This window comes from Serratia sp. P2ACOL2, assembly GCF_003691565.1.
GTDB classification, from domain to species: domain Bacteria; phylum Pseudomonadota; class Gammaproteobacteria; order Enterobacterales; family Enterobacteriaceae; genus Serratia; species Serratia liquefaciens.
In genome coordinates, this window is the sequence record NZ_CP033162.1 from 4588245 (window position 1) to 4610384 (window position 22140).

Below are 22140 nucleotides of genomic sequence, written 5' to 3' on the forward strand. Positions count from 1 at the left end.
GGCCCGCCCACGGGTCTGTGAAAATAATTATAAATAAATCAAATAATAAAAAATAAACACAACAGGACAAACACAGAGGGTAAGACAATGAGTGAGGCCACAACGTCAGTCAATAAAAGCCCCGGTCGCGTTTTTTACTGGGTAGAACGCATCGGGAATAAAATCCCCAATCCATTTTTACTGTTCGTCTATTTAATCGTTGTTTTAATGCTGGCCACGGCGCTGTTCTCCTGGCTGGACGTAGCGGTGAAGAACCCGGCCACCGGCGAGCTGATCAAGGTGAATAACCTGATGAGCGTAGCGGGCATGCAGTGGATTTTCCCGAACATCATCCATAACTTCAGCAGCTTTGCGCCACTGGGGGCCATTCTGGCACTGGTCATCGGCGCTGGGCTGGCAGAGAAAGTCGGGCTGTTGCAGGCGCTGATGTATAAAATGGCCTCACGCGTTAGCGCACGCTATGCCAGTTACATGGTGCTGTTTATCGCCTTCTTCAGCCACATTTCATCGGATGCCGCGCTGGTGGTGATGCCGCCGCTCGGCGCACTGATGTTCCTTGCCGTGGGCCGCCATCCCATTGCCGGGCTATTGGCCGCGATCGCCGGGGTCGCTTCCGGCTTTACCGCCAACCTGCTGATCGTCACCACCGACGTGCTGCTGTCCGGTATCAGTACCGAGGCCACCAAAGCGGTAGACGCCACCGTTCACGTCAGCGTGATCGACAACTGGTACTTTATGGCCACCTCGGTGATCGTGCTGACCATCGCCGGCGCACTGCTGACCGATAAGTTTATTGAACCCAGGTTGCCGGAGTGGCGCGGCAGCGCGGAAGACAAAATTGAAGCGCTGACCCCGCTACAAAACCGTGGGCTGATGATGAGCGGCATTGCCGCACTGGTGTTTATCGCCATTATCGCCGCGCTGGTGGTACCGGAAGCCGCCCCGCTGCGCGATCCGAAAACCGGTTCGGTGATCCCCTCGCCGTTCATCAAAGGCATTGTACCGATCATCATCCTGTTCTTTTTCACCGTCGGTATTACCTACGGCGTGGTGACCAAACAGATCCGACGGCCAGACGATATTCCCCACCACCTGATAGAGCCGATGAAGAGCATGGCCGGCTTTATCGTGATGGTGTTTCCGCTGTCGCAGTTCGTGGCGTTCTTTAACTGGAGCAACATGGGCAAGTTTATGGCCATCGGCCTGACCGACATGCTGGAAGCCGCCGGCATGAGCGGCGCACCGGCGTTCCTCGGTCTGATGTTCCTCTCCGCCTTCCTGTGCATGTTTATCGCCAGCGGTTCGGCCATCTGGTCGATTCTGGCACCGATCTTTGTCCCGATGTTTATGCTGCTCGGCTTCCACCCGGCATTCGCGCAGATGATCTTCCGCATTGCCGACTCCTCGGTGCTGCCGCTGGCACCGATGTCGCCGTTCCTGCCGCTGTTCCTCGGTTTCCTGCAGCGTTACCGCAAAGACGCCCAGCTCGGCACCTATTACGTGCTGATCCTGCCGTATCCGCTGGTGTTCTTTGCCGTGTGGATTTTACTGTTGCTGGCGTGGTACGCACTCGGCCTGCCGATCGGTCCGGGGGTCTATCCGAAGATGGGGTAAAGATTACCGGCCTCTTGATATCGGGAGGCCGGAAGCGTTCAACTATCAGAAACGATAGCCAACGCCGATATTGAAACCGTTGATAGAGCGATTTTTACCACCGGCATCCAGTTTGGAGCCTTCATAACCGATATCTACCGCCAGATTTTCCATCGGGTTAACCTGGAAACCAACACCGTACATAAAGGAGGTTTTCTTCTGGTTACCGCTCTCTTCACCCATATATTCGTAAGTGTTGTATGCGTAATTACTCCAGGAGGACTTGTAATCCACCTTGTTATAATTCAAACCCAGCAGCCCGTAAACGCTGACAAATTGATTAAAACGGTATGCCGGACCAACGGACAGTGAGTAATATTTAACTTCGGCATGATTATTAACCTTGTCGCGATAGACATTGTAAGACTCGTCCTTGTCACCGCTCATATAGGTAAATGAGCTGATAACGCTGATTGGCGAATCCCACTCGTAACGGTACTTAACGTTCACGCCGTTGATATTCTTGAAGTCCTGCACCTTGCTCTGTGCATAACCGGCAGTGATGGTACTTTGCCCGGCATGGGCAGCCATGCCGAAACCCAGAGTGGAAAGAACCAAAGTGGAGATGATTAATTTTTTCATGCAATCTTCCTTAATCGTAAGTGGAACAACATTGGTAAAAAAATAACTATCCATATCGTATTGGAGGCATAAATCATTAATTTTTCATTATCAAGAAAAATTGGTTGATAAAATTAGATTATAGCAAACCCTGTTTATTATTAATTAGTTGAACGTGCAATTTGCTAACCGCCTTTTAGAAAGAACAATCACGCTGTCTTTAGTCGCTGGGAACTGTCTATTCGCTTTCAAACTATTCCCTACTCTACTTTATGGCAATAAAGGGGGGATTCACCCGGAACCCTGACCACATAAGACGGGAAATCGGTGATTTCTGTCGTCTGATAGGGCTGGACTTCTTGCGTTGCTGGAAGCCGATCCCGAAATCCTTTGGCTACAATCGCCTCACTCGAAGGGCTGACCGGCATTGAGACTTTCAGGCTTTCCGGATCGATATAAACCCGCTGACCATTCTCTTCCATAATCACTTTCTGCCGATAGCTCAGAGTAATTGTTGCCGTTGATGAGCCATGAGGAATGAACATCACACGGACATCGGCGTGGCTTAGATTTTCCGCTCTACTTATGATATGCCCACGAATTTTTGTGGTCATAGGCAATAGATTTTTACCATTCCCGGCAAGTTCGGCCTCGCAGTTAACAATACTGCCAGGCGGATAGGCGGCATCGAGTGTCCGCATTTCTTCGCGTGTGACAGCACTAGAGTCCAAGGAGCCAAGCAATATAAAACCGCCGGTCACCAATGGTAGGGCTGTCTTGTAAAACCTTTTCATAGCCTCTCCTCCTGATACCCGGCAATATATTTATCCGGAAAACGCTCAATAATAATCCAATGGAATTACCCTCTACTATATTAAGTTAAAATGAAGCATAAAACTTAACTTAAAAAATGAAAGATAATACCAACAACATATATTACCCTAATACTCCACAAGGCCAAACCCCGTAAGCCAGCTCTTTTGGCAAAAAAAACCTCACTAAAGATTGCTGAGTTTTTTATTCTTCCCGGCTTAATCTCACCCTTGTAATAATAGCAATACATGAGAAAAGCCCATGCCCCAGCTATCAGAATAAATTGATATGTACTTCTAGCCTCTATATCAAAACGCAGTAAAAAAGATGCAGGAATGACCAATAGAAGAACAATCCTCGCAGTCATAGCTGTAACGTTTTCTTTACCAACAAAAAAAATGGCATCAAAGAACACTGACATTGATGAAGGAGCCGAATAAGAGAGCCCCGTTTTTTTACAAAAAACAATAAAAGAGACAAAAAAAATGGCAATGATTAATATTTGAAAGTAAATTAACATCATTATCTATCTCACTTTTTTTCAAAATCATAGTGATAGAACTCAGTCCCGGAGGAACCATTTATATCAACATTACCAACTCCAGTTTCTTTTGATATTCCGGTCCAGCCGATAGCTGGTCCTACACCCAAGCTTAACCCTACACCATCTTTACCATACGAAATCCCCACACCGGCAATCCCAAAACCAAAGTCTAATGAGTTATTTCTTTCCATATCAAGCGTATTAGCAAAGTATGGCCCCAGCTGTATACCTATTTGGCCAGCTACTCGTCCGCCCAGAGCAAGTGTCTCCCCCTGATTAAGCGATATTTGCGTTGTGTCGACTGTCCCGTCTACATAAAGGCCATAGCCGGCACCAACCGCAGCCTCAACTTTACCGTAAGGTTTAACTTTATATGTAACACCAACTGAAGGACCAAGATGTGAGTCTTTGACTGCCTGATCAATAGCCTCTGGTCCGGCCCCTTGCTGTGCCATCCAAAACGCCAGCGATGCATCCTGCTGGACGGCTGGTGGTATAGGGAAGTTAAACTGGTCATTATTCTCAGAAGTATTCTTACCAGATTGTCCACCAACGACCGCCCCCGCCGTATCACCGCTTGCCAGGCCGCCGGCCAAACCACCAGCAAGCGTGGCCAACGCGGAAACAGTCTGGCGCTGCTCTTCGCTCATTTTGCTGAAGTCACTGGTACCGAACATCGCCTCGGCAATCGCTTTGGTGCCTAATGCGGCTGTCGCAGCGCCCGCAGCTCCCGCTGCGGCCGATTGGCCTTGCAGTTCAGCCAGCGCGCCAGCCACCACGGCATGTGCGATAATTCGGCTTTCCTCATTCGGTGCCAGACGATGTATCTGTTCAGCCAGATACGGCGCAGCCCCACCGGCAATCGCGGCTTGTAGATCGCCACCAGCTAACCCTTGCACTGCGGCAACCGCCGCCTGCATACCCTGTTGAACCTTACCGCCCGTACCATAGCCCGACTCGCTGAACGCCTGGTTATACGCCGTCTGGTAAATCTGCTCGTTGATATCCTTATCGGTGATGACCTTGCCAGGTTTTTCTTTCGCCAGCTTATCTGCCGCGGCCTTGCGATCGGCATCGGTAACGTTATTCATTTTCTCGTTGGCGGCTTTGGTTGCGGCAATCGCCCCCTCGGTCCGCGCAATATCCATCGCCTGATTGCCGATCTCGCCGATCAGCTGCGCCTGCTGTATCCGCTTCTGCTCTTTCTCTTTGTCGAAGATCGGGCTTAACGTCTGGTTGGCGTGCTCCACGTCGCGGCTCAGGTCGTTGACGTTCTGCGTTTGTTTGTCCCGATCGCGGATGATGATGATGCCGTCGCTTACCGCCGCTGGTCTGACAGAATTTCATTTCAGCAGACCATGCATCTATCTGCTTACTGCTCAGATAGTGATTCTCGACAACCGCAAGAAGGTGGCCCTGTGGCTGAAGGATTTTCCGGGCCCGCTGAACGATATCGGCGATGGGCCGGTGTTCAAGCGCCGTGACGGATGGTGCTGGTAACGGCTGATAAAAGGATCCCGGCTCGGTAGCCGGGATTATTTCAAGTCCATAGCTCTCCACCATCAGGTGTTAGCCAAACGACCCCAACAGGTGCCTTAACTAAAAACCACATTCCATATTCATCTAAATCATCATCCTCATCTTCATATGGGTAAGCAGGCCAGGCCTCTTGCAACATTTTTATTTGTTGCTCAACAGGAGCAGTCAAAAACACGCCATTCGTAGCTAGTTTAATTCTCCTATCATTCAATAACTTACCTAAAACAACAAAAAATATTTTTTTCCTGAAAGAGTAGTTATCAGGCAACTCAGAACATTCAACACTGATATGTTGCCATATAGCCCCCAAAGACAATCCATAAGAACTTTCGGCAACAGATTTATATATCTCATTGATATTTTTAATCATTTAAATTTAATCTCCACCCTTCTTCCACCATTTATAGATGGAGTCATTAAATCTATGGTCCATTTAGCACCAGTTTGTTGCGCTGACGTTGAAAAGTCTCTCAATGTCAAAGTGCTACCAGCAGAAGGTCCTTCTGTGACCTTTATCGAATACACCGTACCTTTACCAGGAACCACCTTAGCTGATGGCATATTCTCTGACCCCGAAAGTTGCTTAAAGTAAGTCATAACATCAGCGTCAGTAGCTCCTTTAAACACAGGAGCACCTAAACTTAACTGTGGATCTGCAACCATTGTTTTCCCATTAATATTTAACTGGAAGTCCTTCGGATGTACTGCCGGATTATTAAACTGAGTGGCAAGGTCATCAATTTTTTTCACTGCTTGCTGCTGTAATATCGCCCCAGATGGTTTTCCACTTAAATCAGAACTATTTTTCGCATTTTGCCCGATTTTTTCTAATGCTTCTTTTTCAGCTGATAATTTTCCAGCATTCATAGCTGCCGACTCAGCCTTACTCGCAACCTTAGCTACAACCTTCTCCGTCAGTACCACACCGCCCTTGGCCAGCCCAGCACCACCGGCAGCCAAGGATGCAATATCAGTCAGTAGTTTACCACCCTCGCCCCCAGCATTGAATTAGCCGCTGGCTCCCGCCTTTTGATACTCAGTGGTCAGTTTATCTATTCTGTCGATATAAGATTGTTTTACTGCGCCGCTAACATTACTTAATACACCATCACCGTCGAATAAAGCAGAGATTGAGTTCCATGTGTCCACTGGGCTTAAGCCCATTTTCACAATGCCTTCTACCGTTTCGTACAGTGAAGCAGGCACGCCCGCGACAATTCCCGCAGCAAAGCTGCCATCCTGGCCCGCATCTATTGCAGTCCATTTCGCCTGAGTACCCGCTTCGCATACCGCGAAAGGGTTTCAGGCTTAAAAATACTAACCCCGGCTAAAGCCGGGGGAATTAGATCAACTTATACTTTGCATTTGTTTATAAAAAAACTCGCCAAAATCATTTGCTAATGGCTTAAATGCGAGCTGATGATCATTCACTCCAGGAGACCATAGCTTAACAGGAGCTTCTGAGCCTGATTGAGCACAATCCAAGACCACATAATCCCCATCTCCCGTAGCACTGACAATTATATAATTATCTGGTAAATTAGAGTTATTTCGTTCTTGGATCGTTATCCAAACAGCATCAGGAACACTTGAGTTAAAAAAATCAGATTTAATTAGCCCATAAAACTCTTGACCCGCTATATCCCCACATCCTAAATTCTCTAAAAAGAATCGATATGTTATAGGAAAGCTTAAGCCAAGTACCTTCTCAGCAGATTTAATGAGCGCATCATCTTTAGGCCCATCAAAGTCTGCCTCGTCAATCTTACCATTAATAATATCAATGGCATTTTTCATATCGTTCAAACTCATATCATCTACCTTTTAAAAGCCTGAGCACGTTCTTTCCAGTAATTAGAACGCCATTTGTCAAACTCAGTCCGATTAATGCCAGAAGGAATACTGTTATCATTGATATGGATAACCCCATGATTCTCTTTATGGAAAGCTTGAGTTACCTCCGCTATAGGGCCATCTTGACGTTGCAACATATGATGTAAATTCACAGAGTTTCCATTTGCATCAAGTGGTGCCAACCCTTTTTCCATCCTTTGAATATTGCTTCGCCCCCTGGCATCTACAGCATTAGGATCAAACAAATCATTCCGCTGATAGACCTTGTTACCATTAAATTGTATTGGTTCAGCAGACCAATACTTCCTTTCTTGGCCGAAGTACTTGGCGCTGCTTACTTCATCACTGGCCTTATTGAGTAACTTCGATGCGTCAGCAACATCACCTTTTGCCAGCGCTTTCTCTGCCGCCTTGATGAACTTACCGGCACCATCGCCCAGTACAGGAACCAACCCTACTGTCGCGGCCAGGTAATCCAGTGCGCTCTGCGCTTCCGCAAAGCTCTTGATATCCCCCACCACAGGTACAAAGTCTATACCAAAACCAGCGGCACCTTTCAGCATTTCATCTCTGTTAGCCTGCAACTTGGCCGAACAAGCATCTGGACTCAACCCAGCACAGGTTTTCTGCTGGTAGGCCTCTACTGCCGCTTTAAGCTCATCCTGCGCTCTTTGGTATTTTTCTTCCTGCGTTATTCCAGAGAATTTATTCTCCACAATATCGCTAATCGCATTGTTCTCCACCACCGTCTTACCGGTCTGCGCACCCGCGATTGCATCAGCACTGCTATCACCAATCAAGCCACCAGCCAGGCCCGCTGCCAGTGTAGCCAATGCTGAAACCGTCTGCTTCTCTGTTTCACTCAGTTCACTTACCGGCTTGCCGTAGGCATCGCTCGCAATCATGCCGATAAGTTCCCCCGTCGCAGCGCCACCCGCGCCAACCAAGGCATTGTTGCCCTGCGCTGCTGCCAACGCACCATTAACCGCTGCATGCGCCAGGACTCGCGCGGCTGGATCTTCGATACTGTCGGCTATGACTTTAGTAATATAAGGTGCGGCTCCATTAGCCAGTGCGCCCGTCAAATCACCACCAGACAATCCTTGAACGGCTGCCGTGGCCGCCTGCATCGCACGTTGAACCTTACCGCCCGTGCCATAACCCGACTCGCTGAACGCCTGGTTATACGCCGTCTGGTAAATCTGCTCGTTGATATCCTTATCGGTGATGATCTTGCCGGGTTTTTCTTTCGCCAGCTTATCTGCCGCGGCCTTGCGATCGGCATCGGTAACGTTATTCATTTTCTCGTTGGCGGCTTTGGTTGCGGCGATCGCCCCCTCGGTCCGCGCAATGTCCATCGCCTGATTGCCGATCTCGCCGATCAGTTGCGCCTGCTGTAGCCGCTTCTGCTCTTTCTCTTTGTCGAAGATCGGGCTTAACGTCTGGTTGGCGTGCTCCACGTCGCGGCTCAGGTCGTTGACGTCCTGCGTTTGTTTGTCCCGATCGCGGATGATGATGGTGCCGTCGCTCACCGCCGCATGGGTGGTTGAGCTGTCGTGTCCGCTGTTGTTGGCGCCCACCAGCAGGCCGTTGGCCATGTTGCCGGCGAACTGGCTGCCGATGCTGCCGCCGGAGCTGACGCCTACGCTCTGGTGCTCCACTTCGAAATCAGCCTGATTGTGGATGTCCTTAAAGCCCAGCGTGCCGGTATCGAGCTTGTTTTTGTCGGCGGTAGCGGTACTGCCGATCACCGCGCCGTTAAGCTGGGTATGTTCGCCCACCGTCAGGTCAAAACCGCCCTTACCGGCGAAAATGCCCGTCTGCTCCTGAACGCTGTCGTAATTGCTGTGCATCTTGTCTTTGCTCAGGCTGATGCTGCCCGAACCGGTCATCGAACCGAAGGTGAAGCTGCCGCCAGCGCTGGCGTTTTGCTGTTTGGAATCGTAACGATCGCTGTCCTGCTGGCTTTCCAGCAGCAGATTGCGGCCCACGTCGGCCTTGACCGATTCGCCGGTGACCTGTGCACCGATCAGGTTGGTATCGCGCCCGCTGGTAATCTTGACCTGATTACCGGCGTTAACCGTGGTTTCGGTGTGGCTGGTGCCGTTGCCCTTCTCGTTACCCTTGCCCTTGTTGACGCTGGCGGAAACGCTCAGCCCAATACCGCCGGAACCGACACCGATACCCACGCCCAGCGTGCCGCCCTGGCTCTCGTTTTTACCGTCCAGATACTGGGTGTTCTCGGCGGAAAGCAGATTCACGTCGCGGTTAGCATTCAGGGTAACGTCCTTGCCCGCCTGCAACTGGCTGCCCTGCACCAGGATGTCGCCGTCCTGGCCCTTCACGCCGTTGCCGCTGGCGGTAATGCTCAGGTTGTTGCCCGCCGTCAGGCTGCTGCCCTGCGAGGTGCTCTGCCCGCTGTTTTGAGTAGACGTGGAAGACTGGGTACCGTAGGAAATGCTGATCCCCACCATGTTGTTATTGGCCGGGTCGGCACCCTGCGCCTGCGCCAAACGCGCCGCCTGCACCGCCTGTACGCCGCTCAGCGCCGCCTTGGTTCCCTGCAATGCCGCCAGGCGACTGTCGTCGGTGGATTTCGCCTGCTGCGAGGTTTCTACCGCAGTGTTCAGCGCACTGCCGACCGTGCCGGACAGTGCCAGCGTCAGGCCGGATTTCTTCTGTTCGACCTTGTGAGTCTGGCTGTTCTGATCCTGCGCCTGCGTCACCGACACATTCTTGCCGCTCAGCGCCATGTCCTTGCCGGCCACCAGTTCGGACCCGGTCACCGCCAGGTTATTACCGGCCCCCAGGGTGACGTTGCCGTTTACGCTGCCGACGGTGCTGCCCTGATTGGTCAGCCCCTGCGCGGTATCCGTGGTTTTCAGGCTTTCGGTGCCGTAGCTGATGCCGATGCCACCGCTGCTCATCAGGCCGGATTTTTTCTCCTGCTTGAGGTGCAGTTCACTGTTGCTTTCGGTCGCGCCGGTGATGCTCAGATCGTTCCCTGCCAGCAGTTTCACGTCCTGAGTCCCGGCCACGCTGCTGCCCTGAACCCGTAAATCATTGCCCGCCAACACATTAATGCTGTCGCCGCTCAGGGTAGTGCCCTGTACGGTCTGGCGATCCAGAGTGTCGCGGGTGGTGGTAGTGGTTTTCGACATCAGGCCGTTACCGCCAGTCACCTTGTGTCGCTCGTCCAGATCGAGGGTGTTCTCGCCGCTGAGAATATTGATGTCATGGCCGGCATTGAGGTTCAGCGCATCGCCGGCCGAAACCGTTGCCGCATGGGCAGTAATATCGTTCCCGGCATTGAGGGTCACGGCCCCTTTGCCCACCACTTCGCTGCCGACCTGCTGGCTGTTGCCCTGTTTCAGGCTGTTGTCGCCATTCCAGATCAGGTTGTCGCGGCTGGCCGTAGTCACCGTATTCAGGGTGAGATCGCGGCCGGCACTCAGCAGGGTTTGGCCATTCTCACCGCTGTTAACCACCTGCGCCGCATCCAACTTGATGTCGCGACCGGCCTGCAGCATCAGCTTGCCGTCGGCTCCCTGCACGTACATGCCTGCCACGCTGTCGATGTTGGTGCGTTCGAAGCTGTTGGCACCGTTAACGCTCTGCGCCGTACGGGTAGTGCTGATGGCGTTGATATCACGCCCGGCGCTGGCCAGCAGCGAGTTGTTGCCCTGGATCACCCCGCCGATATTGTTAATGTCGGTACGGGCAGTCAGGCCAACGTCGGCCCCCTGAATCTGGCCCGCCACGTTGGTGATGTTGGCGGCGCTCAGTTTCACCACTTCACGCCCAGCGATATGGCCGCTGTTGAACAGGCCTTCGCCCAGATTGAGATTGACGTTACGCCCGGCAATCAGCGCACCGGAGCCGTCCAGATCGCCCGGTTGCATGCGGGCATACACCTGCGGTACCAGGACGTTTTGCTGACTGCCGTCCGGCAAGGTGACTTTGGCGTTCACCAGCCAAACGATATCTTGGGTCAACAACCCCATCTGCTCAGCCGTCAGCGCCACGCCCACCTTCAGGTTATATTGCTGGCTGAATGCCAGCCCCTGATCCATCAGCGCCTTAAACTGCTCTTCGTCGTTGTTGAAACCGTCCAGATAGCGCTGGCCGGTCAGGTTGATCACCTGTTCGCGGATCAGCCGCTGCTCGTAGTAACCGTCACCCAGGCGCTTCAACACGTTATCCGGATTATTGGTCACTTTACCCATCATGTAATCCGAGCCCAACCAGGATTTCTGGTTGGTGAAGCGCGGATCGGTCTCCACCAGATACTGGCCGCCCGGCGCCGGATTGGTCTTGAACAGGCTGTTGTCCGGTAAACGGGTGTCTGGCCCGACAATGCGCACCACGCTGTCCGCCGCGTCGCCCTGCTGGTTATTGACCTTGTTGGCGACTTCGAACTGCTGGCCCGGCTGCAACGCTACGGCCTGGATCACCGGCAGAGCGCCGCTGCCAATAGTCTGCAGGCCGGCGGAAATATCACTGCCGCTGACCACCGTATTGACCCCACCGGCAGCGCCGATAGTGGTATTGGTGCCCTGCTGCGTCAGCGGGGCAATGGCGATTGGGTTACCTGCCACCTGCCCGTGGTCAATCAGCTGGCTCGGCTTCAGCGAAATGGTCTGAATGGTGGTCGGTGGCGTATAGGCCGTGGCATTGTGCCCCTGCTTATCTTTACCCTTCTTCTTGATGCGGTAGTAACTGGTCACTTCGCCGACGTCGGTGGTCAGGCGCTGGCCCGGCACCGCCACGTTATCCACGCTGCCGGCATTAATCGCCAGCGTGCCGCCCGCGATCACCTGGCTCTTGTCGTTCAGCAGATGCCCGGCGTTGATCGCCATATCGCCACCCGCGATGATTTTGGCCGGATCGCTTTCCTTGACCTGGGTTTCCTGCACCGTGCGGTTGTAGTCGTATTGCGTAAATCTGTCGTTGTTATGCCCAGTTTTCCCTGGGGTATTCAGGTTCAACAGCGAGTCTGATGAATTGCGGTCAACGAAAACGCCCGGTTCTCCGGCCATCCAGCGTACCGGGTCGCCCGATTGCTGATACTCGGTAATTTTTCCGTTGGAAACGGTGACCAGTTCGGTAGTAAAGCGGTCGTTGACGTTGTTGATCTGTCCGGCCGAAATAGCCATGTTGCCCGCAGATTCAAGGGTCGAACTGTGATTATTGAGGGTGCCGGCCTGGCCAGTGGCCAGGTGGTTGGCGTCAAGCTGGCCGCCAATCGCCATGTCCCCGCCGCTGTAGATCAACCCATGATCGTAGTTATTCAGCGTTTGGGTGCCGATATCCACCCGTTCGCGCCCGGCCAGCGTGGCAGCGGTGCCGTTTTCCGCCAGGTTGTTAAAGGTGACGGTTTGCACGCCAATAGCATCGCCATAAATACGGCCGGTGCCAATGTTGGTCAGCGTATTGGCCTGGATCAACGTATGTTTGCCGTCAATCAGACCATAGTTGGTCAAGGTACCGTTGACCGTCAGCCAGTCCTGCCCGGCGTTTATCTCCCCGTTGGCGGCATTGAACAGATTATTGGCGCGCAGATCGAGCTTGGCACCCGCCAGCAGTTTGCCGCTGTTGGTCACATCGCCCGGCGTAGTGAAGTTGAAATTACCGTTGGCAATCATCTCACCGCTGTTATTGATGCCCTGTGCGCTGACCAGGTTCATATCGCCCAGCGACAGCAATTGCCCGTCGCCGCCGACCGCTGCTGCGTTGATGTCCAGCAGCTTGCCCGCTTTAACGATACCGCCGGTGTTCAGCAGGTTAAGCGCCGCGCCCTGCAACCGCAGGTTTTCGCTGGCGGCCAGTTGGCCTGCGCTGTTATCCAACTGACCGCCGTTGGTGATAGTCAGCTGTTGGTTAGCCAGAATGCTGCCGCCACGGTTGCTCAACGAGCCGGTGTTCAACGCCACGGCTTGGCCTTCCAGCCCTTTATTTTCCGCCTTGGTGTCGTCGTTGATGAACTGCAGGGCATTGAGCGTCACGGTGGCGCCGCTGCGGATCAGCCCCAGGGCGTTGTCGATAACCCCCTGAGCGCTGTCCAGCAACAGGTTGCCGACCGCCTGAATTTGTCCGTTGCGGTTATCCAGACCGGCGCTGGCGAGTTGAACCGCCTGTTCGCCAATAACCCGCCCGCCGTTACTGTTGTCCAATTTCAGCGCCGCCAGGGCAAAGTCACCTTTGGCCCCCAGCGTTCCGCCCTGATTATTGACGTCGCCACTGCTGAGCTGCAGTTTACCCAGGCTGTGCAGGGTACCGTTCTGGTTATCCAGCCGCTGGCCGTGGGTATCGACATGCATATCCGCGCCCGACTGCACCAATCCACCCTGGTTATTCAGGCCGCCTGCGCCGGTGGTATTCAGCACCAATGCCTGCTGTGCCACCAGTTTGCCGCCACCGTTCAGCAGCGCTTCGGCATCGAGCTGCAAGCCCTTGCCGGCAATCACCACGCCCTGGCCGTTATCGAATACGCCGGTAGTGAGGTTCATCGCACCCTGGCTGGTGATGCCGCCCTTGTCGCCGCTGTTGGCGTTGGTCAGCCGCTCAACGGTCAGATCTAACCCCTCACCACTCTGGATCAGGCCACCGTCGTTGTTATTGAGGCTATTGCCGTGCAGCTCCAGCGCCGTCTGTGCCGCCAACTGGCCGCCCTGATTCTCCAGCAGGCCGAAGTTAATCTTCGCCACATCGGCGCTGACCTGCGTGCCCTGATTGTTCACCAAATGCGCGCTGTCCAGCTGCAGTTTTTTGCCTGCGCCAATCACCCCAAGATTGCTGTTATCCAGCAATTCTTTGGCATCCAGCGTCATATCCTGACCGGACTTGATCGCCCCGCCCTGGTTATTGATCACCCTGGCGGAGGCCGACAGCTGCTTCTCTGAAGCCAGCGTGCCGCGGCGATTATCCAGTTGCTCGCCATGCAGCTGCAGGTCACCCGAACTGGCGATAAAACCGGCCTGGTTATCCACGGCACCGCTGGCGATCGTCAGTTTGCCCAGGCTGCTGATACCGCCATTCTTGCCGCTGTCGCGATTGCTCAACGCCTGACCGTGGGTATCGATGCGCGCATCGCCGCCCGCCTGCAACAGTCCACCGTCGTTGGTCAGTGCCAGGCTGTCGATATTCAGCTTCTGCTTGCCGACCAGAGTGCCCTGGCTGTTATCAAGCTGGGCGGTGAACAGATCGGTCGTCCCGGCACCCACCAGCATCCCTTGGCTGTTGTCCAGCGCGCCGCTGTGGATCGTCAACGTCCCCTGGCTGAGGATGCCGCCGGTTTCACCGCTCAGGCGGTTGCTCAACGCCGCGCCCTGGGTGTCAATATTCATATTGCCGGCGGCTTGCAGCAGGCCAGCGTCATTGTTCAACACACCGCTGCTCAGGCCCAGATCTCCGCTGGCGGCGATAACGCCCTGTTGGTTGTTCAGCGCCCCTTTGCCCAGCGCCAGCGAAAGCGCGCCGCCCACGACCTGCCCGGCCTGATTCTCCAGCCCGGTACCGGTCAGTTGCAGAGCCTGTTTGGCCTCAATACGGCCGCCGCGGTTATCCAGCGCCTGTCGCGCCGTAACCTCAGCATTGCCCGTCGCGGCGGAAACCAGCCCCTTGCGGTTATCCAGCTTGTCCGCCCGCAGCTGAGTATGGCCGCTGGCCGCCAGTTGTCCCTGTCGGTTATCGATAGCGCCGCTGACCTGTGCCTTCAGGCTGCCGTCCTGCGCAGCAATCACTTTGCCGCTCTGGTTGTTCAACCGCGCGGCGTTAAGCGCGACGTTGCCGTTAGCCGCCAGTTGGCCGCCCTGGTTATCAATCCCCTCGCGGGTAGTGAGGCGCATCTCACCCTTGCCGCTCTGCACCAGTTGGCCGTTGCGGTTAGACAGACTGCCGGCATCCAACGCGATCTGCTGTGCCGAAGTGGTGCCGCCGTCCAATACGTAGTCGCCGCCCTGCATGCTGAGCTGGCCGTTGGACAGCAGCTTGCCACCATCGCCCTGCAAGCGACCGGTATTCACCGCCAGCGCACCTTTACCGGCATGGACGATTTGCCCGCCCTGGTTGTCGATCAGACCCGCTTCCAACGTCAAGTCATTGCCGTTGCTGGCAATACGGCCACCGGCGTTATCCAGTTTGCCCTGTGGGTTCAACCGGAGGTTGTCTTCGCCAAGCTGGGTGATCTCCCCCTTGCGGTTGGATAAGTCATGCGCATTAAGCGCCAGTTTATTCGCCGCCAGCTTGCCACCGTCATTATTGAACCGCTTGCCGCTGCTGGCGGTGAGCTGTTGCGCGGCTTCAACCTGCGCATTGGCCGTGGACAAATCGCCGGCCCCGGCTTCCAGCGTGACCTGGGTAGCCGCGGTACGGCTGCCGCTGATGTCCACGCCCTGCCCATTGGCACGCAGGTTGCCTGCTGCCAGATTTTGGCCCTGCACAGTCAGTTTTCCGCTGGTGGTTAGCGCCAGTTCGCCGCTGCCGCCAAGCCGACCATCCTGTTGCACACCGGCCGCCAGCGTACTGCCTTTGCCACTGTTCAGGCTGGCTGCCTGGATACGCACATTATTGCGGGCCGCAATAGAACCGCTGTTTTGTACCTCACCGTCGCTGCTGACATCGGCATGGCCCGCCGCGAACAGCGAACCGCTGTTGCTGACGCCGCCCTTCGAGGCCAGTTGCGTATCAGCGCCGCTGCTAATTTTACCGCTGTTTTCAATACGGCCATCGGCAGTGACTATCACGCTGCCGGCCTGCGCACCGATGTTACCGGCGTTACGTACCCCAACGCCGGTTTCGGTGCCGATCATGCGGATCTTACCGGCGTACATACCGCCCAGCTTAGCCACGTCCACCGCAAGTTGTGGACGGGTGGCCGGCTCGTCGCTTTGTTTGTCGATCTGTTGATGCGCAGCATCCACCTTGTTGCGACCGGTGGTGACTTTGAGATCGTTCGCCCACAGTCCGGCATTAATCTTCGTCGAACGTGCAATGATCTCGGTGTAATCCTGGCGCGAACTGTCCATACCGGCGCCTTCAACCACCACTTCACCGCGTTCGACGTTAAAGCCGGTCAGGTTACCGTTGTTCATCTGCGCCTGCCCGGTGGTCAGGGTGGCGCGGTTGGCGTTGATAAAGCCGCAACCGTTACAGGTAATGCCTGACGGGTTGGCGATCACCACCTGAGCACGCTGCCCGGCAACCTCGATATAACCATTCAAACGGCTGGGATCGCGTGAGTTGACCTCGTTGAGGATCACCTTGGCTTCGCCTTTCGCCAGCCACGGGTTACCGTCGACCCAGCCGCCCTGCTGGGTTTGAGTCATTTTGTGGGAGTTGTTGAGGATCGCACCCTGTTTGTCGACGTCAAACTGGCTGTAGGTATTGCGAGAAACCCCACCGGCGCTTGGCGTCTGGATATTGACCTGTGGCGTACCGTTAGCGCTGTTGACGATGGTCGGCTGCTGGCCGCCCGGCGCATTGCCGTCAGCAATAATCGCCGCCTGCACCGGTTGGATAGCCCCCAGCGCCATCAGCAGGCTAAAGCTGACGGCGTTCATCTTGCCTATGCACTGGCTCAGGGTATGCCCCAAACCAGACGAACGGGCTGACCCGGCACGGCCGGAGCGGGCGATATCCGCCACCACCATCAGCATGCCACGCGCTTTGTTGAAAACGATACGATACAGGTTCTTGTTCATGGCAATGTCCTTATTGGATTTCTGACGGCTCGACGGCTAACGGGTGGCTCGCCCACCATTGCTGCGCCTGTTGATGGCTAACCTGCGCGCCTTTAAAGTTCACCACGCGCTTTCCGCGCTGCTCTCCGCGGTGATACAGCGCCCGCATGCACAGGTGCGGGAAGATTTCCCGGGCGATCAGATTGCGCATTTCTCGCGTGTGCCCAAAGGGCGCTATCCAGTCGCAGAACCACAGACGATCGCCACTGTTCCAATCACTTTCCAGCATATTCACCGCAGGCTGCGTCAAATACCGCGCCTCGGCCTCTTGATTCATCCAGGCCCAACTGAGGAAAAACACCGGCTGATTCTGGTGCGACGCCAGCACATATTGCTGTCGCTTGATGATCGGCAGCAGCAGGGTCGGCAGGGTGTGCAGCGGGGCGTCGCGGTGCATCGGTGAATGCATCCACAGCCATACCGCCGCACCAAAGGCTTCTGCCTCACTGTCTTCGCCGCCGAGGATCAACGGCGCCCTGATATCGTATTCGCCTATGCGCATGGTCGTGCCCTCAGTAGTTCCAGCTCAGGTTAAAGCCCAGGGTGACCGGGCTGGTGCTGAACCCCTCGGGTTTGGATAACGGCACGCCGGCGAACAGATCGTAACCGACCTTGAAGGCGTAGCCGCGCAGCCCCACCACGCCACCGGCCAGGTGCTGCCCAACCAGATAGTCGGAACCGTAACCGCCCACTTCGCCGTAGTCGGCGCCGAGGTACAACTCTTGCCCCTGCAACGGTGTTCGCCAGGCCAGATCGTTACGGACGAACCAGCCGTGATTGGCGTTCAGGGTGCGTTCGCCATCAAAGCCGCGCACCGTCCAACGGTTGCCGATAGCGAACTGATCCTGCGGCGTCAGCGGCGTATCGCTGATCTGACGCTGGTATTGCACGTTGTAGCGGAAATTCTGGCTGAACAGGCTGAATGGCACGTCGAGCTGGGCGTTAAGCTGCACAATTTTGCTGAGCGCCGTGGCCTCGCCAAAGGTCTCTTCCGGCGCAGGCAATGCGCCGAACCAACGGGTACCGCGCTGATAACTGACACCCGCGTCCAGCGTAGCTTGTTGGATGTAGTGGCGGTGCTGCAGCCCCAGGCGCCAGCCCGAGGTGCGTCGGCGCTGCACTTCCACTTCGGTATCGTTGATGTAGTTACTGGACTCGCGCGCCAGCACGTCATAGGTCAGCGTAGTTTTCTGGCTGCCGTTGCGGTGCAGCACCCGGCTGAGTTGGAAATCCAGATTCTTGCTTTTGCCGCTGTAGCGGTAATCCTGATTCTGACCGGCAATGGTCTGGTGGTAGTCATAGCTGTTGGCGGTAACCCCGGCCATCCAGTAACCGAACGGTACCGAATAGTGCCCGGTGATGTTCTTCGATCCCTTGCCGCCCTGGTTTTGCAGATCGGTAGAGCCGGAGATATAGAACAGATCGCTGAGCGAAAACGGGTTATCCAGCGACAGCGTTAAACCACCCTGATAGCGCCCGGTACTCTTGGTGCCGGAATCATCCAGCGAGGCACCAATACGCCACATGCGTTCCTGCTTCCAGCTCAGGGCGATGTCACTTTCGCCGGGCTGTTCGCCGGGGATGATTTCCATATTGGCCTGCACCGTCGGCAGGCGCTGCAGGTTCTCCAGCCCCTGTTCGATATCGCGCAGGTCCAGCAGGTTGCCCGCATGGGCCGGGAAGCTGCTGTAAGGCTGAATGTAATGGCCGCTGTCAGGCGTCAGTTTCACCTGCCGCACGTAGCCCGGCACCACCACCAGCCGCAGCTTGCCGCTTTTCAGATCCTGCGTCGGCGCCAGCACGCGCGTAGTGATGTAGCCGTGATCCACCAGCCGGTTTTGCAGGGTACTCATCAACAGGTTAATGCCCTGCCCGCCCAGGCAGCGCCCCTGCGCCTGATTAGCGATGCGCTGTAACGGCAGCCAATGCGGGAGTTTGTCCTGGCCACTCAATTCGACCTGATCGATAGGGAAGCAGGGTTTTTCCTGCGGGAAAGCAATACGTCCAAAACTGGATGAAGGTGGCGACAAGCGCACATCCGGCGTCGGAGGGGTCAGCTGTTGCTCCAGCGCCTTTTGCCGCTGCTGCTGTATGATCAGCTGTTCGCTGTTTGATGTTGCCGCCAGCAATGGTTGGCTGAATATAAATAGCGGCAAGACAACGAAGCCAAATGGAATACAGCCCTTGCGCACAGCAAGGCCGAGCGAAGAGTAAGCGGAGTGGCGCATTACTTTTTCCCTGTCGAAAGACAAATAAAAGATAAGAATTGTAAATAAACGCAAACATTATGCGCACGAATAGCTCACGATCAACTTAATTTTGCTCGGTAATGGGCGCTGGGTAACAAAATGCTTAATAAGAAGGATCTGCAATGCTAATGCCAGCGCTGTTAAGCCAAGCCAAAAATAACAACTAACAAACTGTTTTTAATCACTATATTTATATCTCCATTTTAATCGACATTCATATTCATGAATAATTGCATCTAAACAATGCAATTATTCATCACCGAGTCATTAACGCTAAACAGGTCACCACCTTTAAGAAATTTCCTATTTCAAATACGATTAACCACTTTATTAGTTCCCACCAGAAATCAAATTCGCCATTAATTGCCATGCTGTTTTTTAATTATATTTGTCAATGCGTTACTTATTCACAATCGATATAACTTATTCCGCCATCAGGTCATAGCCACCTCGCAGTCTGCTGCCTTTCGCCTGGTGCGACAGATTCTTTCGTTGCAATGCTAAACCGGTTCTTCTATTTTAGCTCGCCATCTGACACGGGTGAAAACAGAGGTTGAACATGGTTAATCGCGTATGGGTTCTGGGTGATGCAGTCGTCGACCTGGTGCCTGAAAACTCAAACAGTTACCTTAAGTGTCCCGGTGGTGCGCCTGCCAATGTGGCGGTTGGCATTGCCCGCCTGGGCGGCGACAGCGCCTTTATCGGCCGGGTTGGCCAAGACAGTTTCGGCACCTTCTTGCAACAGGTACTGAGCGAAGAACAGGTGGATATTGGCCATATGTTCCAGGACCCCGATCACCACACCTCCACCGTGGTAGTGGACCTTGATTTGTCGGGCGAGCGCTCCTTCACTTTCATGGTCAATCCCAGTGCCGACCTGTTCCTGCAGCCTGAAGATCTGCCTGAATTCAACGCCGATGAATGGCTGCACGTCTGCTCTATTGCCTTGTCGCAGGAGCCCAGCCGCAGCACCACGTTTGCCGCCATGGAGAACATCAAGGCGGCCGGCGGCTGGGTCAGCTTTGACCCGAACATTCGTGAAGAGGTCTGGCGTCAACCGGATGCGCTGCGCACCTGTTTGCAAAAGGCCCTGCTGCTGGCAGACGTGGTGAAAATCTCGCTGGAAGAGCTGAGTTTTATCAGCAATATCGGTGAGTTGGAGAGTGCCATTGACTGGATGATGCAACGCTACCCGCTGCGTTTATTGCTGGTGACGCTGGGCGGCAACGGTGTATGCGTACACGACGGCAAGCAGATCCGGCATTTCCGTGCCCCCACAATCACCCCTGTCGACACCACCGGTGCAGGCGACGCTTTTGTTGCCGGCCTGCTGGCGGCGCTGGCGCAGATCGGCGCTTTGCCGCAGGAGGAACAATGGCCAGCGGTGATCGCTCAGGCTCAGGCCTGCGGCGCATTGGCGACTACCGCCAAAGGTGCGATGACCGCGCTGCCGCATGCCGACGAGCTCAGGGCCTTCCTTCGCCGCTGAGCCGCCCACAGTAAAACTGGCCCCGACAAGACCCGAGATTAAGCAAACAATATCGGGGCCACATTCGCCCTTGCCAGTTCAGGCACAATTTGCGGAGTCGATCACAATAGCTGAATCGGGTTAGCAAACTTGATTGCCAGCCGCACAGCAACTCACTATCTTTCATCCTGAAAAACCGGTTTAGCAATTTAGCAAAAAATAATAACAACCTTCCCGGATGATAGAAAATCATGAAAAAACTTAGCTATCTGGCCATCACTACAGGGCTTCTCATCTCTACCTCTGCCGCAGCGGCAGGCGCCAACGACAGCATCGAAGCGCGCCTCAATGCGTTGGAACAGCGGCTGCAGCAGGCCGAACAACGGGCGAGCCAGGCAGAAACGCGCGCCACGGCGGCGGAGCGCAAGGCTCAGCAGTTGGAGCAGCGTACCGCCAACACCGAGCGGCAAACCGTACAAGTGGCGCAGCGTACCGCGACGCTGGAAACCCACGCCGCACCGGCCAGCAACCTGAAGCTCACCGGCTTAACCGATCTCAAGCTGTACGGCGACGTCGAATTCAACCTTGACGGCGCCAGCCGCAGCGGCCAGTTGACGTCGCTGAAAGGCAGCGACAACAAGGACTGGAAGCCCGGTAACAAAGAAAAGTGGGATATCAACGGTCGCATACTGGTCGGCGTGGACGGTTATCGCCGCAACCCGGATGGCAACTTTTCTGGTTTCAGCGTGCAACCGCTGGCAGACATGACCGGCAAAATGAACCTCGACGATGCCGCCTTCTTCTTCGGTAACGAAAAGAACTGGCAAACCAAGATTGGTCGCTTTGAAGCCTACGACATGTTCCCGCTCAATCAGGACACCTTAATCCAGTATTCCGGCAATACCGCCAACGATTTGTATGCTGATGGCTTCGGTTATATCTACATGATGAAAGAAGGCCGCGGTCGTAGCAGCAGCGGCGGTAACCTGATGCTGAGCAAGTACGCCGGCGACTTCTACTTCGAGCTGAATACGCTGGTCGAAGACGGTACTTCGCTGTTTCAGGACGACGCTTATCACGGCAACAGCCTGGATAACAAAAAGAATGTCGCCTACCTGCGGCCGGTGATCGCCTGGAAAAAAGATCGGCTCAGCGCGGCGGTGGCGATGGAAAGCAACGTGGTCAACAACGCCTATGGCTACCATGACGGTCAGGGACAATTCGTCGACCAATCCAAGCGCAACGGCTATGGCATGACCCTCAGTTGGAACAACACCGCCACTCATCCGAACAACGGCGTGGTCGCCAACCTGAGCACTGCCTATCTTGACGCCTCCGGCGAGCAGGACTTTACCGCCGGGGTCAACGTGCTGTGGCGCCGCTTTGAAGTGGGTTATATCTATGCTCACAACAACATCAAAGAGTTCAACACTGCCGGAATGACGGCCGATATCAGCAACCCGCTCAGCGAACCGGGCAAGTATGACATCCACACAATCCATACTTCGTATCAGATACCTAACATCATGAATATGAAGAATTTCAATTTGTACCTCGGCGCCTACGTTTCGATGCTGGAGGCCAATGCCGAGAACAAGATAGCCAACGCCAATAACGATCAGCGCTATGGCGTACGTGCCAGATTCAAGTACTTCTTCTGACGCGGATGAACTGATTTCCGCCGCGAAAAACCGCGGCGGCATTTTTATTTATGAAGGG

At 54.8% G+C, this 22140-nt stretch carries 15 protein-coding genes; 4 read left to right on the forward strand and 11 right to left on the reverse strand.

The genetic code is table 11. The features are described 5' to 3' along the window. Window positions 1–87: 87 nt before the first annotated feature. A complete protein-coding gene (gene abgT, locus EBA31_RS22140; RefSeq protein ID WP_044553459.1) occupies window positions 88–1614 on the forward strand; it encodes a p-aminobenzoyl-glutamate transporter in 1527 nt (508 codons plus the stop codon). 45 nt (window positions 1615–1659) lie between these two features. On the opposite strand, the gene EBA31_RS22145 is transcribed toward abgT, so the two are convergent. The 4 genes from EBA31_RS22145 to EBA31_RS22160 all read right to left on the reverse strand — a co-directional run bounded on the left by EBA31_RS22145 (window position 1660) and on the right by EBA31_RS22160 (window position 4821). Next, the gene (locus tag EBA31_RS22145; RefSeq protein WP_044553460.1) at window positions 1660–2235 is read right to left on the reverse strand and encodes an Ail/Lom family outer membrane beta-barrel protein; all 576 of its coding nucleotides are present in this window, start codon (window positions 2233–2235) and stop codon (window positions 1660–1662) included. Between the two features lie 239 nt (window positions 2236–2474). Continuing rightward, window positions 2475–3008, reverse strand: a complete 534-nt coding sequence (locus EBA31_RS22150) for a hypothetical protein (protein WP_122080231.1) — start codon at window positions 3006–3008, stop codon at window positions 2475–2477. Between the two features lie 104 nt (window positions 3009–3112). After that, complete coding sequence (locus EBA31_RS22155; protein ID WP_044553462.1) at window positions 3113–3550, reverse strand: hypothetical protein; 438 nt, start codon at window positions 3548–3550, stop codon at window positions 3113–3115. A gap of 8 nt (window positions 3551–3558) precedes the next feature. Continuing rightward, window positions 3559–4821 carry a polymorphic toxin type 25 domain-containing protein gene (locus EBA31_RS22160; protein WP_231478988.1) on the reverse strand — a complete coding sequence of 421 codons (1263 nt, stop codon included), beginning with the start codon at window positions 4819–4821 and terminating at the stop codon, window positions 3559–3561. 49 nt (window positions 4822–4870) lie between these two features. Here EBA31_RS22160 and EBA31_RS22165 point away from each other — a divergent pair, with 49 nt between their 5' ends. Beyond that, window positions 4871–5071, forward strand: coding sequence for a hypothetical protein (locus EBA31_RS22165; RefSeq protein WP_162302859.1), 201 nt, complete (start codon window positions 4871–4873; stop codon window positions 5069–5071). A 40-nt stretch (window positions 5072–5111) separates the two neighbouring features. On the opposite strand, the gene EBA31_RS22170 is transcribed toward EBA31_RS22165, so the two are convergent. The 7 genes from EBA31_RS22170 to EBA31_RS22195 form a co-directional block, all read right to left on the reverse strand. Next, window positions 5112–5480 (reverse strand): DUF596 domain-containing protein, encoded by a 369-nt coding sequence (locus EBA31_RS22170; RefSeq protein ID WP_044553464.1) that lies wholly within the window; start codon window positions 5478–5480, stop codon window positions 5112–5114. Continuing rightward, the gene (locus tag EBA31_RS26975) at window positions 5477–6070 is read right to left on the reverse strand and encodes a hypothetical protein (RefSeq protein WP_202914213.1); all 594 of its coding nucleotides are present in this window, start codon (window positions 6068–6070) and stop codon (window positions 5477–5479) included. Before EBA31_RS26975 ends, EBA31_RS22170 begins: the two co-directional genes overlap by 4 nt. 48 nt (window positions 6071–6118) lie before the next feature. Beyond that, window positions 6119–6316 (reverse strand): hypothetical protein, encoded by a 198-nt coding sequence (locus EBA31_RS26980; RefSeq protein ID WP_197022798.1) that lies wholly within the window; start codon window positions 6314–6316, stop codon window positions 6119–6121. 141 nt (window positions 6317–6457) lie between these two features. After that, entirely contained in the window at window positions 6458–6922 is a 465-nt protein-coding gene (locus EBA31_RS22180) for an SMI1/KNR4 family protein (RefSeq protein WP_020828634.1), read from the reverse strand. 5 nt (window positions 6923–6927) lie between these two features. After that, a complete protein-coding gene (locus tag EBA31_RS22185) occupies window positions 6928–16665 on the reverse strand; it encodes a hemagglutinin repeat-containing protein (RefSeq protein ID WP_122080234.1) in 9738 nt (3245 codons plus the stop codon). A 10-nt stretch (window positions 16666–16675) separates the two neighbouring features. Beyond that, window positions 16676–17206 carry a toxin-activating lysine-acyltransferase gene (locus tag EBA31_RS22190; protein WP_020828639.1) on the reverse strand — a complete coding sequence of 177 codons (531 nt, stop codon included), beginning with the start codon at window positions 17204–17206 and terminating at the stop codon, window positions 16676–16678. A gap of 10 nt (window positions 17207–17216) precedes the next feature. After that, entirely contained in the window at window positions 17217–18932 is a 1716-nt protein-coding gene (locus EBA31_RS22195; RefSeq protein ID WP_122080235.1) for a ShlB/FhaC/HecB family hemolysin secretion/activation protein, read from the reverse strand. Window positions 18933–19512: 580 nt separating this feature from the next. Here EBA31_RS22195 and EBA31_RS22200 point away from each other — a divergent pair. After that, entirely contained in the window at window positions 19513–20442 is a 930-nt protein-coding gene (locus EBA31_RS22200; RefSeq protein WP_048759785.1) for an aminoimidazole riboside kinase, read from the forward strand. Between the two features lie 230 nt (window positions 20443–20672). After that, window positions 20673–22082 carry a carbohydrate porin gene (locus EBA31_RS22205; protein ID WP_122080236.1) on the forward strand — a complete coding sequence of 470 codons (1410 nt, stop codon included), beginning with the start codon at window positions 20673–20675 and terminating at the stop codon, window positions 22080–22082. The last annotated feature ends 58 nt before the right edge of the window (window positions 22083–22140 follow it).

What these genes read in the sequence shown, in the direction of transcription:
- abgT (WP_044553459.1), top strand. Translation starts at nt 88, where the DNA reads ATGAGTGAGGCCACAACGTCAGTCAATAAAAGCCCCGGTCGCGTTTTT.
- EBA31_RS22145 (WP_044553460.1), bottom strand. Translation starts at nt 2,235, where the DNA reads ATGAAAAAATTAATCATCTCCACTTTGGTTCTTTCCACTCTGGGTTTC.
- EBA31_RS22150 (WP_122080231.1), bottom strand. Translation starts at nt 3,008, where the DNA reads ATGAAAAGGTTTTACAAGACAGCCCTACCATTGGTGACCGGCGGTTTT.
- EBA31_RS22155 (WP_044553462.1), bottom strand. Translation starts at nt 3,550, where the DNA reads ATGATGTTAATTTACTTTCAAATATTAATCATTGCCATTTTTTTTGTC.
- EBA31_RS22165 (WP_162302859.1), top strand. Translation starts at nt 4,871, where the DNA reads ATGATGATGATGCCGTCGCTTACCGCCGCTGGTCTGACAGAATTTCAT.
- EBA31_RS22170 (WP_044553464.1), bottom strand. Translation starts at nt 5,480, where the DNA reads ATGATTAAAAATATCAATGAGATATATAAATCTGTTGCCGAAAGTTCT.
- EBA31_RS22180 (WP_020828634.1), bottom strand. Translation starts at nt 6,922, where the DNA reads ATGAGTTTGAACGATATGAAAAATGCCATTGATATTATTAATGGTAAG.
- EBA31_RS22185 (WP_122080234.1), bottom strand. Translation starts at nt 16,665, where the DNA reads ATGAACAAGAACCTGTATCGTATCGTTTTCAACAAAGCGCGTGGCATG.
- EBA31_RS22190 (WP_020828639.1), bottom strand. Translation starts at nt 17,206, where the DNA reads ATGCGCATAGGCGAATACGATATCAGGGCGCCGTTGATCCTCGGCGGC.
- EBA31_RS22195 (WP_122080235.1), bottom strand. Translation starts at nt 18,932, where the DNA reads ATGCGCCACTCCGCTTACTCTTCGCTCGGCCTTGCTGTGCGCAAGGGC.
- EBA31_RS22200 (WP_048759785.1), top strand. Translation starts at nt 19,513, where the DNA reads ATGGTTAATCGCGTATGGGTTCTGGGTGATGCAGTCGTCGACCTGGTG.
- EBA31_RS22205 (WP_122080236.1), top strand. Translation starts at nt 20,673, where the DNA reads ATGAAAAAACTTAGCTATCTGGCCATCACTACAGGGCTTCTCATCTCT.